This window comes from Parerythrobacter lutipelagi, assembly GCF_005434975.1.
GTDB lineage: Bacteria > Pseudomonadota > Alphaproteobacteria > Sphingomonadales > Sphingomonadaceae > Parerythrobacter_A > Parerythrobacter_A lutipelagi.
In genome coordinates, this window is the sequence record NZ_SKCJ01000002.1 from 1,043,434 (window position 1) to 1,057,029 (window position 13,596).

Below are 13,596 nucleotides of genomic sequence, written 5' to 3' on the forward strand. Positions count from 1 at the left end.
CATGGTCGACAAGTCGGAAAAATTCAACTGGCTGGTTCGCCTCGGCTATTTCAGCAGGGCGCTTCTCTACACGGTGCTCGGTCTTATCGCGCTGACCAGCGCGGGCGAGATCAGCAAGGGAACTGACGGCATTTTTCGCGCGATCGAAGGTTTTCCGGCGGGCACGGCCATTCTCTGGCTGATGGTCCTCGGGATGCTCGGCTACGCGCTATTCCGCTTTTGCTCGCCGCTGTTTGATATTGAAAACGAGGGCAGCGACGCGCTTGGCTGGGGCAAAAGGCTGGGCCATGCCGGTAGCGCGGTCGGCCACCTTGCCCTCGCCTACTCGGCATATAAATTCGCCACCGACAAATCATCCGGTTCCGGCGGAGGCGCGCAGGAAGCAGCGGCAGGTGTCCTGTCGTTCGAACTGGGTGGTATCGTGCTCGGCATCCTCGGGATTGCCTTCTTCCTTGCGGCTGCAAATCAGGGCAAGAAAGCCTACACCGCCAGCTTCATGAACCGCATCGCGGGCGATGCGCCGAGCCAGACGAAGCTTGCAGGCCGGATCGGTTACGCTGCGCGTGCAGTCGTCTTTCTGGTCATCGGGTGGTCAGTGTTCAGCGCGGGATTCCTCTCGGGTGGTTCGGAGCAAATCAAGACCCTGGGTGATGCAGTCGCTTCGCTGGCCGGTGAAGGGATTATCTTCACACTGACCGCGCTCGGCTTGCTGATTTTCGGGCTCTTCAGCTTCGTCCTTGCGCGTTATCGGATCATTCCCGATCTTGGTGACGATGGGCGGATCCCCTCGTTCCGCGCATGAGCTCTTGCATATACCCCCCAGGGGTATAAATTGCATCCATGGCAAAAAGCGCGAAACTCTATCGAATGAAGATGGACAAGCATGTCTGTCCGTACGGCATCAAGTCCAAGTGGCTGCTGGAACGACAGGGCTACTCTGTCGATGATCACCCTCTGACTACGCGCGAAGAGACTGATGCGTTCAAGGCTGAACACGGGGTTTCGACTACGCCGCAAACGTTCATAGAGGGCGAGCGTATTGGCGGTTACACCGATCTGCGCGCGCATTTCGGCAACCCGGTGCGCGATCCCGACGCGACCAGTTACAAGCCGGTGCTTGCCGTGTTTGCGGTGGGTCTGGCGATTGCGCTTTCGCTCAGCCAGTTTACTTACGAAACGCCCTTCACTATCCGCACGATTGAATGGTTCATCGCGTTTTCCATGGCGATGCTCGCCATGCTCAAGCTGCAGGATGTCGAGAAGTTCTCTTCGATGTTCGTCGGATATGATCTGCTCGGGAAGCGGTTCGTTCCCTACGCCTATGCCTACCCATTTCTCGAAGCGCTGGCTGCGGTCCTGATGGCGGGACGCGTCTTGCCCTGGATTTCGATCCCGGTTGCTTTGACGATCGGCACGATCGGCGCAGTTTCCGTATTCTACGCAGTCTATGTTCAGAAGCGCGAGATCAAATGTGCCTGCGTTGGCGGCAGTGCAAGCGTTCCGCTCGGCTTTGTATCGTTGAGTGAAAACCTTGCGATGATCGGGATGGCGGCGTGGATGCTGGTGCAGCCCGTCTTGTAGCGGTCAAGCGCCGCACTCCAGCACGCCGGTCGCAGTGTAGATTGTTCGGTCGCGCTCGTCGCTGATGCTGATCGCGCCGTCGTAATGAACCAATTCCGGTGCGATGACTTTTTCGCTCTCGCGGTCGATGGAAATTCGCACTGCGTTCTCCAATCCATCGTAGTGGGCATGGGCACCGAACTGCAGATCTTCCGAGCCCACATCGGACGCGGCGCGCACGAACTTGTCGCCCTGCTTGAAGATTGCCTCGTTCCGATTGCCGATCAGCAGCATCGGGCCGCCTTCATCGCGCATGAAGCTGCAGCCTGCGCCAAGCATCCCCGCGGCTTCGACATCCGCGCGCGAGATTTCCTGCAATTCAATGGCGACTGCTGGACCCAGAGCAAGCTCGTTCATCCGGTCCACATCGACAGGCACGTCCCGTTCGTTCTCGGCAGAACAGGCGATCACGCCAAAGACCAAAGGGATCGGAATCAATGCCCGCATCAGTGCCTCCCGAACAGCTTTTCGACGTCGTCCATCGACAGCTTCACCCAGGTCGGGCGTCCGTGATTGCATTGACCGGAACGCGGGGTTCTTTCCATCTCGCGCAGTAGCGCGTTCATTTCTGCGACGTTTAGCGTGCGCCCTGCCCGGACCGATCCGTGGCAGGCCATGGTGGCGAGAACAAGGTCGAGCTTCTCTCCGAGGAGGATTGTCTCACCATGCTTGGCGATATCATCGGCCAAATCTCGCAGCAGAGCGTGAGCGTTGGACTTGCCCAGCGAATGCGGGACGGCGCGGACGAGCATCGCGTCTGCCCCAAACCGCTCGATCACCAGGCCCAGCTCGGCCAGCTTGGGTATCGCGTCTTCAAGCCGGTCGCAATCGCCCTCGTCCATCTCCACAACCTCGGGCATTAGCAGCGCCTGGCTCCGTTTGATCGCGTCTTCCGCCCCTGCTGCGCGCAGTCGTTCGAGCACAAGTCGTTCATGCGCGGCATGTTGGTCGACGATGACGAGTCCGTCCTCGGCTTCAGCAACAACATAGGTCCTGGCGATCTGTCCACGCGCCACACCAAGCGGATATCTGGCGACCGGTTCTTCCGCGATTTCCGCCCTGCCCTGTGGCTCGGCCAACACTTCCCCGGTATCGGAGCGATAGGCGGTGGCGGTGTCCGACACGCGCTGCTGCGTGGCTGACCAGTCTCCCCCGTCAAAGATCGAGCGCAGCGCTGGAGCTGGCTCTTCGCGCATTGGTTCTGTTTGCCAGCGTCCCATTGCCCCGGCATCCGGGCCCTGTACACTGCGCCGGTCGCCGGTCGACAGCGCTTGGCGCAAGCCCGAGACAATAAATCCGCGCACCGCCGCCGCTTCGCGAAAACGGACTTCGGTCTTCGCCGGGTGCACATTCACGTCGACATCTTCAGCGGGCAATTCGAGAAACAGCGCCAGCACGGCGTGCCGGTCCCGCGCGAGCATATCGGCATAGGCGCCGCGCACCGCGCCGGTCAGCAGGCGGTCTTTTACCGGCCGTCCATTGACGAACAGATACTGGTGATCGGCGACCCCGCGGTTGTAGGTCGGCAAGCCGGCGACGCCAGTCAGGTGCATGGCGCCGCGCTCGAAGTCGATCGATACTGCGTTATCCGCCAGTTCGCGCGCGACGATTGCTGCGACCCTGGTCTCGACTGATTGATCCGGCTGAACATTCAGCGCCCGTCGGCCAGCGTGTTCCAGCGTGAATGCAATATCGGGGCGCGCCATGGCCAGACGGCGAACCACATCCAGCGATGCACCATATTCGCTGCGCGGTGTGCGCAGGAATTTGCGCCGGGCAGGTATCTTGGCAAACACCTCTTCGACACGCACTCTGGTGCCCGGCGGCAATGCAGCCGGCTCATCGATTTCAAGCGATCCATGGTCGACCACCTTGCGCCAACCCTGCTCCTCGCCGCGCACCCGGCTTTCCACTGTAAAGCGGGAAACGCTGGCAATCGACGGAAGTGCCTCCCCGCGAAATCCCAGCGTCGAAACCTGCTCGATCGCATCGTCGGGCAATTTGGAGGTCGCGTGCCGTTCGAGCGCAAGCGCCATCTCCCCTGAAGACATGCCGCATCCGTCGTCGGTCACTTCAAGCCGGGTCAGCCCACCATCGACCAGCGATACCGAGATCCGTTTGGCGCCTGCATCGATTGCATTCTCAATCAATTCCTTCAACGCGGCCGCAGGACGTTCGACCACTTCACCGGCAGCAATCCGGTTGACAAGATTTTCAGGAAGGCGGCGGATGATCGGCATGGAAAAAACAGACTAGCGACGAAGCGCAATGGATTCGAGGCCGGTCGTGCAAATTTTCCGCAAATCCGGTGATAAATTTTTGGCGTTTTTCCGCGCCTTTGAGTAAGGGAGCGACACCTCTGACAAAACTGGGTCGTATCTATCGCAGATTCGTGCGGTAAGGCTCGCAAAACATACGGAATCGCTGACGGATGTCCTTCTTCTCGAACCTGTTCAAATTTGGCTCAAAGAATCTCGCAATTGACCTCGGGACCGCGAACACGCTGGTCTATGTTCCCGGCGAAGGAATTGTCCTCAACGAACCGTCGGTCGTCGCGATGGAAACCATCGATGGTTTCAAGCGGGTCAAGGCGGTCGGCGACGAAGCCAAGATGATGATGGGAAAGACGCCCGACAACATCGAAGCCATCCGGCCGCTGCGCGACGGCGTTATCGCCGATATCGAAATCGCGGAAAAGATGATCGAGTATTTCATCCGCAAGGTGAACGGCCGCAACACGCTGTTCAGCTTTCCGGAAATCACCATTTGCGTTCCTTCTGGCTCAACCTCGGTCGAACGCCGCGCGATCCGCGACGCAGCCAGCAATGCCGGAGCCAAGGCGGTTTATCTGATCCTCGAGCCGATGGCGGCTGCTATCGGTGCGGATATGCCGGTAACCGAACCGGTCGGCAGCATGGTCGTCGACATCGGCGGCGGCACGACCGAAGTCGCCGTCTTGTCGCTGCGCGGCCTGGCTTACACGACATCGGTACGGACAGGCGGTGACAAGATGGACGAAGCGATCGTCTCCTACGTCCGACGACACCACAACCTGCTGATCGGCGAGTCGACTGCTGAGCGGATCAAGAAGGATTTTGGCATTGCCACGATACCCGAAGACGGTGTCGGTGAAACCATCACGCTCAAAGGGCGTGATCTGGTGAATGGTGTGCCAAAAGAAATTACGATAAATCAGGCACATATTGCAGAAGCCCTGGCAGAACCGATTGGCGCCATCGTCGAAGGTGTCCGCATCGCTCTGGAGAATACTGCACCGGAACTGGCCGCTGATATCGTCGATCAAGGCATTGTCCTGACCGGTGGCGGCGCGCTCATTCGCGGCCTTGATGTTCATTTGCGCGACGAGACCGGCCTGCCCGTTACGATCGCAGAAGATCCGCTGACTTGTGTTGCCGTGGGGACTGGTCGGGCGATGGAAGACCCGATCTATCGCGGCGTCTTGATGACCGCTTGATCCGGGAGGGAGGCTGAACATGGCGCCGACATCATCCCGGCGCTCGAGCAATTCTCGCCGGGTCCAGTATTCCGTTTTCACAGGTTACGTGCTGGCCACGATTGGCGCCGTTACCGGTGCCGTTTTGCTTGGCCTTTCGCTGTACAATCCTGACACGATGAGCGGGACACGCACGGTCGCGAGCGATGTTGTCGGGCCTGTCGGTGAAGCATCGGCCGAAGGGCGGATTGCTGGTCAGGGTTTTTTCGAGAGTATCGGCGGATATTTTCGGGCCGGACAACAGAACGCAGATCTCAAGAGAGAAGTGGAACTTGCGCGCATCCGCCTCGCAGAAGCTGAGGACGTGAAGGCCGAGAATGCGCGGCTCAAGGCATTGCTCTGTCTGTCAGACAGCGAAGTCGAGCCGGTGGCCGTTACGCGCCTCATCGGTTCAACGGCTTCCAGCACACGCAGGTTCGGTTATATCGGCGCTGGCCGATCGAAAGGGATCACGGTCGGCATGCCGGTTCGCAGCCCGCGCGGTGTCGTCGGCAGGGTACTGGAAGTCGGCTCGTCCACCTCAAGGATCCTGCTGTTGACCGACAGTCAGAGTGTGCTGCCTGTTCGTCTGGCGAGCGCCGACCGGGAGGCAACGGCTTTCGCCGAAGGCCGCGGAGACGGACGAATCCAGATCCGGCTGATCAACCTTGGCATCAATCCGCTGCGAGAGGGGGATGTCCTCGTGACAAGCGGTGCCGGGGGCTATTACCATCCTGGAATTGCCGTCGCCATTGTCAGTAAGGTTACCAGTGATGGCGCCCTTGCGCGCCCGATTAGCGATCCTGCCGCCACGGGTTACGTATCGGTCGAGCCAATTTGGCAGCCCGAAGCGGTCGACAGCGCCGCGCAACCGGTCGAACAAAGCATTTCCAACTAATGGAACGGGTCGACCGGAACTCACGCCGAGATGCTTACGGAAGCCGGATCAATCGGACTCCGTCGACGACTCTGGTGTTTCTGGTACCGATCATTTCGACCATGCTCGCATCGTTGGTCCCGGTCTTCTTCATTAGCGGTGCGTTGCCATACATCCCTCCGCTTGGCTTCATGGTCCTGATGTCGTGGTGTTTCGTGCGACCAGGCATATTTCCGGTCTGGATCGGCTTCCCGCTCGGCTTGTTCGATGACCTGTTCAGCGGTCAGCCATTCGGGTCCGCTATTTTGCTATGGTCCGTGGCGATGATAGCGATCGAGATCATAGAAGCGCGCTTTCCATGGCGCAATTTCCTGCAGGATTGGCTGACTTTGACCGGGTTTCTAGCGGTCTACATATTTGCGACGGCAATCCTTTCAGGAACTGATCTGGATTGGCCGGTGCTTCTGGCTCTTTTGCCGCAAATCCTGATTTCAATCATCCTGTTACCTGTGCTCGCGCGTATGGTCGCCCGCCTGGACAGGCTGCGCCTTACTCGCTTCAGAACGGTGCGCTGATGGCCCGCCGCAAGAAGCCCGCGCCTCCGGTCAATCTTTCGATCTTGCAGAACCGTTTTGCGCGCCGCAGCTTTGTCGTCGGCGCCGTCGGGGCCGGCGTCGGCACTCTTCTGGCGGCGCGCATGGCTTATATCGCGATCGCGGAGAACGAGAAGTACGAGACTGAATCCGAGAGCAATCGAGTCAATCTTTCGCTGATCCCGCCTCGTCGCGGTTGGATTCTCGACCGCAATGGCGCTCCGCTCGCTTCGAATCGGGCCGATTTCCGGGTCGACATCATTCCCGAGCGGATGGCCAATCCGGACAGGACGATTGATCAGCTGGGGAGCATTCTGACGCTCGACGCGGCGAAAGTGCAGGACCTCAAAGACAAGGTTGCATCGACGCGCGGGTTCCAGCCACTGGAAGTGGCGACCGGTCTCGATTTCGAGGAATTTGCGGCGATCAGCTTGCGGGTGCCGGAAATGCCCGGCGTCATTCCGCAGCGGGGATTTTCGCGGTTTTACCCGACGGGCCCGACTGTCGGGCACTTGATTGGCTATGTCGGTCCTGCCTCGGCCGAAGAATACGAACTCGACCGCAATCCGCTTCTCGTCACACCCGGTTACAAGATCGGCAAAGACGGGCTGGAGAAGCAGTTCGAGCAGCGTCTGCGCGGTGTACCGGGTGCCCGCCGGGTCGAGGTAACCGCGTCTGGACGGATTGTCCGCGATCTGGATACGCGCGAGGATATTCAGGGCGAAGCGGTCAAATTGACCATCGATGGCCCGCTCCAGGATTATGCCGCCCGCCGTATCGGGCTCGAATCCGGTTCGGTTGTCGTGATGGATTGCGAGACCGGTGATGTGCTGTGCATGGCCTCGATGCCGAGTTTCGATCCTAACAGCTTCTCAGACGGGATTGGCCGCGTGGAATACGCGATGCTGCGCGATGACGAGCGCGTGCCGCTGCGCAACAAGGTTCTGAAAGGTCTCTACCCACCGGGCTCTACTGTGAAACCGATGGTTTCGATGGCTTTCCTCGAACAGGGGATCGATCCGGAAGAAACCGTTTTTTGCGGTGGCGGCTTGCGCGTCGGCAATCGGGTCTTCGGGTGCTGGAATCGCCGCGGTCATGGCGCGGTGAATATGGCCAAGGGCATTTACCAGAGCTGCGATGTCTATTTCTATTCGATGGCACAGCGCGTTGGCATGGACCCGATTGCAGCCATGGCCCGGCGCTGCGGTATGGGACAGGAATTCCCGCTTCCCGTGATCAGCCAATTCTATGGCACGGTCCCGGATCCGGCATGGAAGCTGCAGAAATACGGTCGTGACTGGGCCGCCTTCGATACTGTCAACGCAACCATCGGCCAAGGATATATGCTGGCCAACCCGTTGCAGCTTGCGGTGATGTCAGCCCGAATCGCGACCGGTCAGCAAGTCATGCCGCGGTTGCTTGCCAGACCCCAGAAGCCCGATTTCCGGAAGTTTGATTTTCCCACCGAGCAGAAGGCATACATTCGCCAGGCCATGAGCGATGTGGTCAACGGGCCGGGAACCGCCGGACGCGGGCGATTGCCGTTCGATGATATTAAGATCGCCGGCAAGACCGGAACCGCGCAGGTTGTCTCGCTGTCCAAATCGGACGGACGCACCGGTCCGTGGAAGTATCGCGACCACGGTTTGTTCATCTTCTTCGCCCCGTTCGACAAGCCGAAATACGCTGGCGCAGTGGTTATCGAGCATGGCGGTGGCTCCGGCGCAGCGTACCCCGTCGCGCGCGACGTCACGACATTTTTGTTCGATGCGCAGAAAGGTCTCGACGCACTCAAAGCGTTGGAAGAGCAATGGGGCGGAAACGCGCGGGAACGTCTCGACCGAAAGTATCTTGCCTATGCGGCGGCCGCAGGAGAAGAAGTGCCGCCTGTGCCGAAACGCGAGTCCGAGATATTCGACCGGGTCGATGCGGAAGCCCGCGCGGAAGCCGAAGCGCCCGCAACCGAAGCGAGCGATGCCGCAGAAAACCGGTCGCAAAACGTTGATTCCTCTCCGGTTGATCAACAGCCGTGAACTCGCTCGTCCCAGCTCCCATCGCACGGCAGCCGTGGCAGATGTTGATCCCGCTGTTTCTGCTCGTCGGGTTCGGCGCCGCAGTGCTCTTCTCCGCAGCGGGCGGCAATATGCAGCCATTCGCGGCCTCGCACCTGATGCGCTTCGGCGTGTTTCTGTTAATGGCATTCGCGATGGTCCCGTTCGGGCGGCCCGTCGTACAGTTCATGGCCTATCCGGTTTACGGGCTTGTACTCATCTTGCTGATCGCCGTCGAAGCGATTGGCGCTATGGGCGGCGGCAGCCAGCGCTGGCTCGAGCTTGGCTTCATTCGGATCCAGCCTTCGGAATTGATGAAGCCGGCCATCGTGCTGGCGTTGGCGCATTTCTACCAGTCGCTTCCGGCGGGCATGATCAACTCGTGGCGAGCAATCGTGCCTGCGGGCGGCTTGTTGCTGCTTCCCATGGGTTTGGTCCTGCTCCAGCCGGATTTGGGTACTTCGCTTGCGATTGCCTTCGGCGGGGTCGTGGTCATGTTTCTGGCCGGCTTGCCGATGCGCTGGTTCGTCGCGGGCGGTGCGGCTGCGGCAGTTGCCGTCCCGCTGGCGTTCTTTTTTGGCCTGAAGGAATACCAGCAACGCCGGGTTACGACCTTTCTTGATCCGGAAAGCGATCCGCTCGGTTCCGGCTATCATATAACCCAATCGAAGATCGCGATCGGTTCTGGCGGGATCAATGGCAAGGGCTTCAACGAAGGGTCGCAAAGCCATCTCAATTACCTGCCAGAACCGCATACCGATTTTGTCTTCGCCACCATGGCGGAGGAATGGGGCCTGTTGGGCGGGCTCTTCGTGCTGGTTGTTTTCGGCATGATCCTTGGCTGGGGGCTACGAGTGGCATCTGCCTCCAATGACCGCTTCTCGCGGCTGCTGGCGGCCGGCATGGTCGCGACAATCTTCTTCTATGTCGCCATCAATCTGATGATGGTGATGGGGCTCGCGCCGGTTGTCGGCATCCCGCTGCCGTTCATGAGCCATGGCGGATCGTCGATGATGACCAACATGATCTGTATCGGCACGTTGATGATGGTGAACCGCTGGAACCGCCAGAAACGTGGCATTGTAGGCTGATGAGCTTTCCCTGAATGCTGTCCCGAACTGCGCTCGGCCCCATTGTCCGGGCAATGGGGGCTAGGGAGAAGCAAGTGCGCTATCTAATCGGATCAACGGGTCTCGTTGTCGCCTGTATCATATGGATTTCCCCTGTTGTTGCTCCGGACACATTGGCCGGCACGGCACGTGCGGAGGTTCCGAGGGAGGAAATTAACGAAATCATCGCAGCGATTGACCGGGTCGTGAAATACAGCCCGAATTACGGGCGACTGCTGAGTTCCGGCACCCCGAACATGGATCAGGCCCGGGCAGACCTTGAGGCATTCCGCTCCGAAATGCAGGCGGAGATTACGCAAGACTTGATAGCAAAGGCGAACGACCCCTCGGAGCGCAGACTGGTTAGCCTGAAAGCAAGCGCGAACCGTTTTGCGGAAGGCTATCAGAGAGATCTAGCCGCCGCTGATCTGGACCGGGCAAAGGAATATGGCCGCTCCGGCCCGATCTTTATGCGGTACATGTCATTTGTTGCAGCCCGGGAGAAGCTGGCTCTTCTGCGGAAAGTCTACGGAGACACACCGGAAATCGCAGCCGCGACCGCTGCTTCGGACAGCGCTTTTGCCAAGCTTGGCGATTTCGCGGCGGTCGAGAGCCAAGCTGCCGATGTGACACAAGCCCGAATAGCGCGGAACCGGTTGGAACCGGCGATACGATCCGACGCAGCGCTGGGGCAACAATTCGCCCGGGCCTTTGAAAACAGCTTCTTGAATACAGAGAAGGCCAAGGTGCTGAAAGTTAATTTGATTTCGAGCGGTTGGTCGGTCGAACGCAATGAGATTACGGGGATCATCCTCCTGCGGTATCAATATGCCTCACTCGGTCTGAAAGGGTCCGACGGAACTTGCTATTCGGCTCAGGCCCGGTTTGAACAGAAGCATCAGGGCGGCGGCTCCTACGGGTCGACATACTACCGCTCCGGCGGCCCTGCCGAGATGCTGTGCGAAAATATCTGAAGGCGCGAAATGCCCTGACGGTCGTAACGGGCAAATAGACCCTTCTCATGACGAGAAGGGTCGCTATATGCAGCGCCTTCCGAACGCCTCGCGATTCGGGTGCGCTGTTTTCCAGTGCGGACGCATAGCTCAGTTGGTAGAGCAGCTGACTCTTAATCAGCGGGTCCTTGGTTCGAGCCCAAGTGCGTCCACCACCCTTCCCCATTCCTGCAATACCCGCTAACCGCGCCGCAATTGATTTGCGGAGTGATTGATGGCGCGTTTTCTGATTGTCGAAGCCCGGTTCTACGACCACCTCAACGATATGCTGATCGCCGGAGCGCGCAGCGCGCTTGAAGCTGCGGGGCACGAGGTCGAGGTTCTCACTGTGCCGGGTGCGCTGGAGATACCCGGTGCGATTGCCACGGTTGTGGAGAGCGGCAGATTCGACGGGTTCGTTGCGATAGGAGTCGTGATTCGCGGCGAGACCTACCATTTCGAGATCGTGGCCGGTGAGAGCGCGCGCGGTATCCTGGCGCTGACGATGGATGGTATTGCGATCGGGAACGGTATCCTGACGGTCGAGAATGAGGAGCAGGCAATCGTTCGTGCTGACCCCAAACAGAAGAACAAGGGCGGTGAAGCGGCTCAGGCTGCGGTCGCCCTGCTCGATTTGCAGTCGCGTTATTCCGGCTAGGGTGCGGGATCGCTCAGACCTGAAAGGTTGAGCGGTGTGTACTCGCCGATGGCGAGTTGCTCGAACACGCCGATCCCTTGTTGACCATCCGGTCCGGTGACGCGGCAGACCATCTGCACATGGAGGTTATCAGGCCTCAGCGGGTCGACCGAATTCAGTTCGATGTCCTCGCGCTCCACTTCGAGCGTGCCGTGGTCGAGTCCATGGTTCCATCTGGGTGAAGTGTAGCCAAGCCCGCGCATCTGGAAGCGCCCGATCGGCTCGAATGCGAATTGCTCGTCGCCGATAGTCAGAACTGCCCCGCCGCCCGGCCAACGCGTGCCAGCCTCCAGCGGCGCAACCATGGCTGCATCGTGCACATCAGTGAAGGCTTCCGGACCGTTTCCATCAGGTGCAATCACAGCGCGTGTGTTCCAGGCAGTGCCATCAGCATGAGCGTTGAGGTGGAAGAACAGGCTGCGATCAGGCAAATTTACCGGGGTCCATTGCCAAAAGAATTGCGGCACGGCCGAGCCACCTGATAATTGCGGATCGGCTGCTCCGACCGGGCGGACACCCCAGCTACGATCGCGCGTTCCCGAAGTCCCCGCAACGACATCCCGGCGCTGCCCGTCGATCTCGATCCAGCCCTGGTAATGCCCGTTCTGGGTCATGCGGGTGTAGTCCATCACCGTGCGCGGACCGAGACGCCACGTGAAACGCGGCTCCTCGATCGGGAACGCCCGTCCGGTGAAGGTCAGGTCTGCCGCAAGCCCCTCGCCTTCGACCACGACACGCAGCTTGTGCAGCGCTTCGACCACTTCGATGCGTATCGGACCGCAAGAAAGGTCCATCCTCTCCATGCCGAGTTTTCGACTGGCGTGAACGCAATGCTGGGTCCCGTCGCGGACTACGCAGAAATGGGCATCCGCAACATCGAGGTGCGGATAGACACCGAATGCGACAGCGAAAAAATCCTCTCCGTCAGGGCCGTAGCCGTTGAAGAAATAGCGATCGTAGAAATTTCTATCCGTACCCGCGAAGGCAACCGGCTCCGGTGTCTGGTGGAGCGGATAATCGTCACCCCTGCTAATCGCCATCATGCTCTCTCCTTCAATGCGTTGAGGCTGCCATGCTCAAGTGCAAGGCTGCAGGCCCCGCGCGCCATCGAGAGGAAGTTCGCATCCCCCCGTTCGGTCCGTTCGACAAAGGCTGCGCTGAACACGGCGGTTGAAAGCCCGTGCAGCGCACCCAGGCGGTAATCGTCCCAGATATCATCATGGGTCAGTTCTATTTCCCGAGCGGCCATTTCAGAGCGATAGAGCGCGAGCAATTCACCCTCATGCTGTTGCCGAAGAATTTGACCGATACCGCATCCGAGAAAATAGCCGATATCGGTCATTGCTTTGCCGATTGTAACGGTCTGCCAATCCAGCACGGCAATTGGCTCTGTGCCAGCCTTGATATCGAACAGCATGTTGTCGAGCCGAAAGTCACCATGGACCATGCACTGCGGTGCCTCATCGCGGCGGAAGTATTGTCCTCTCAGCTTGGCCAGTTCTTCGCACAGCGCCATGAATTCCGGCTCCAGCGTGCCGGCATATCGTTCGCGCCAGATGGCTTGGGCTTGGGGATACATTGCGCCAACCTTCTCGCCGAGGTCGGGAGGGGGCTGGATCCAATCGGCTTCGAGCAGGCTGGCATTATTCCAGCTCGGCGCGTGAAGCGCGGCGGCTTGGCGGATTGCTGCTTCCGCTTGCTTCAACGTGCAGCCGGCAATCTGATTGCCGCCCTGCGCAGGGCCGAGGTCTTCAAACAGCAGTAGAAAATCGCTGCCGTCCTCATTCATCTCCGCCCGGAGCACCTCCGGCACCCGGATGGAAAGGTGCGTCGCGGCCTGCCGGTAGAACTCGACCTCCTTCTTGTAGAGACCGAACATGGCCGCAGTGCTGCGGCTTGTCTCGTCGGCTGCCGGGAATTTTCCAGCCAGCGTGGCGGGCCCTTCGGCCCCATGATAGGTGATGTGAAGCCTTGCGCTGTCGCCGACCTGACCCGTTCCGATTGGTTCCCACTCGACGGACTTCACGCGAAGGCCCAGCGTCTCGCTCAACCAGTTCGGCTTTATCCCGTCAGGGTGCGTCGGAAATTCACCCACGGCCTTCTCTCCCGATTGTCTCGGTCGAGGCTAGTTGGCAGATCGGGGGCTGGCAATGGCTCCTTGCGG

The 13,596-nt window shown here is 59.7% G+C and carries 13 protein-coding genes and 1 tRNA gene; 10 read left to right on the plus strand and 4 right to left on the minus strand.

All coding sequences use genetic code 11. From position 1 onward, the window contains the following. Position 1: 1 nt before the first annotated feature. A complete protein-coding gene (locus tag E0502_RS13335; RefSeq protein WP_137678478.1) occupies positions 2-802 on the plus strand; it encodes a DUF1206 domain-containing protein in 801 nt (266 codons plus the stop codon). 38 nt (positions 803-840) lie between these two features. Then, on the plus strand, positions 841-1,581 hold the full coding sequence (locus E0502_RS13340; protein WP_137678479.1) for a MauE/DoxX family redox-associated membrane protein: 741 nt from the start codon (positions 841-843) through the stop codon (positions 1,579-1,581). A 3-nt stretch (positions 1,582-1,584) separates the two neighbouring features. Here E0502_RS13340 and E0502_RS13345 read toward each other — a convergent pair whose 3' ends face one another. Together E0502_RS13345 and mutL are read right to left on the minus strand one after the other, a co-directional pair. Then, positions 1,585-2,067, minus strand: coding sequence for a hypothetical protein (locus E0502_RS13345; protein ID WP_137678480.1), 483 nt, complete (start codon positions 2,065-2,067; stop codon positions 1,585-1,587). Continuing rightward, positions 2,067-3,860 carry a DNA mismatch repair endonuclease MutL gene (mutL, locus tag E0502_RS13350; RefSeq protein ID WP_137678481.1) on the minus strand — a complete coding sequence of 598 codons (1,794 nt, stop codon included), beginning with the start codon at positions 3,858-3,860 and terminating at the stop codon, positions 2,067-2,069. Before mutL ends, E0502_RS13345 begins: the two co-directional genes overlap by 1 nt. Before the next feature lie 191 nt (positions 3,861-4,051). Between mutL and E0502_RS13355 the strand changes: the two genes are divergently transcribed. The 8 genes from E0502_RS13355 (at position 4,052) to ribH (ending at position 11,393) form a co-directional block, all read left to right on the plus strand. Further along, positions 4,052-5,095: a rod shape-determining protein gene (locus tag E0502_RS13355; RefSeq protein WP_137678482.1), complete on the plus strand. Its 1,044-nt coding sequence runs from the start codon at positions 4,052-4,054 to the stop codon at positions 5,093-5,095. Between the two features lie 19 nt (positions 5,096-5,114). After that, the gene (gene mreC / locus E0502_RS13360) at positions 5,115-6,011 is read left to right on the plus strand and encodes a rod shape-determining protein MreC (RefSeq protein ID WP_137678483.1); all 897 of its coding nucleotides are present in this window, start codon (positions 5,115-5,117) and stop codon (positions 6,009-6,011) included. Next, on the plus strand, positions 6,011-6,565 hold the full coding sequence (locus E0502_RS13365) for a rod shape-determining protein MreD (protein WP_137678484.1): 555 nt from the start codon (positions 6,011-6,013) through the stop codon (positions 6,563-6,565). Before mreC ends, E0502_RS13365 begins: the two co-directional genes overlap by 1 nt. Then, complete coding sequence (mrdA, locus tag E0502_RS13370) at positions 6,565-8,616, plus strand: penicillin-binding protein 2 (RefSeq protein WP_137678485.1); 2,052 nt, start codon at positions 6,565-6,567, stop codon at positions 8,614-8,616. The genes E0502_RS13365 and mrdA overlap by 1 nt, the downstream gene beginning before the upstream one ends. Before the next feature lie 41 nt (positions 8,617-8,657). Next, positions 8,658-9,725: a rod shape-determining protein RodA gene (gene rodA, locus E0502_RS13375; RefSeq protein WP_137678818.1), complete on the plus strand. Its 1,068-nt coding sequence runs from the start codon at positions 8,658-8,660 to the stop codon at positions 9,723-9,725. A gap of 74 nt (positions 9,726-9,799) precedes the next feature. Further along, positions 9,800-10,717, plus strand: coding sequence for a hypothetical protein (locus tag E0502_RS13380; protein WP_137678486.1), 918 nt, complete (start codon positions 9,800-9,802; stop codon positions 10,715-10,717). 118 nt (positions 10,718-10,835) lie between these two features. Continuing rightward, positions 10,836-10,911 (plus strand) — tRNA-Lys (locus tag E0502_RS13385). A gap of 59 nt (positions 10,912-10,970) precedes the next feature. Further along, complete coding sequence (gene ribH, locus E0502_RS13390; RefSeq protein WP_137678487.1) at positions 10,971-11,393, plus strand: 6,7-dimethyl-8-ribityllumazine synthase; 423 nt, start codon at positions 10,971-10,973, stop codon at positions 11,391-11,393. Here the strand turns inward: ribH and E0502_RS13395 are convergent. Next, positions 11,390-12,472 carry an Rv3169 family protein gene (locus tag E0502_RS13395; protein ID WP_137678488.1) on the minus strand — a complete coding sequence of 361 codons (1,083 nt, stop codon included), beginning with the start codon at positions 12,470-12,472 and terminating at the stop codon, positions 11,390-11,392. The genes ribH and E0502_RS13395 overlap by 4 nt on opposite strands. Continuing rightward, complete coding sequence (locus E0502_RS13400) at positions 12,472-13,527, minus strand: phosphotransferase family protein (RefSeq protein WP_137678489.1); 1,056 nt, start codon at positions 13,525-13,527, stop codon at positions 12,472-12,474. The genes E0502_RS13395 and E0502_RS13400 overlap by 1 nt, the downstream gene beginning before the upstream one ends. Between the last annotated feature and the right edge of the window lie 69 nt (positions 13,528-13,596).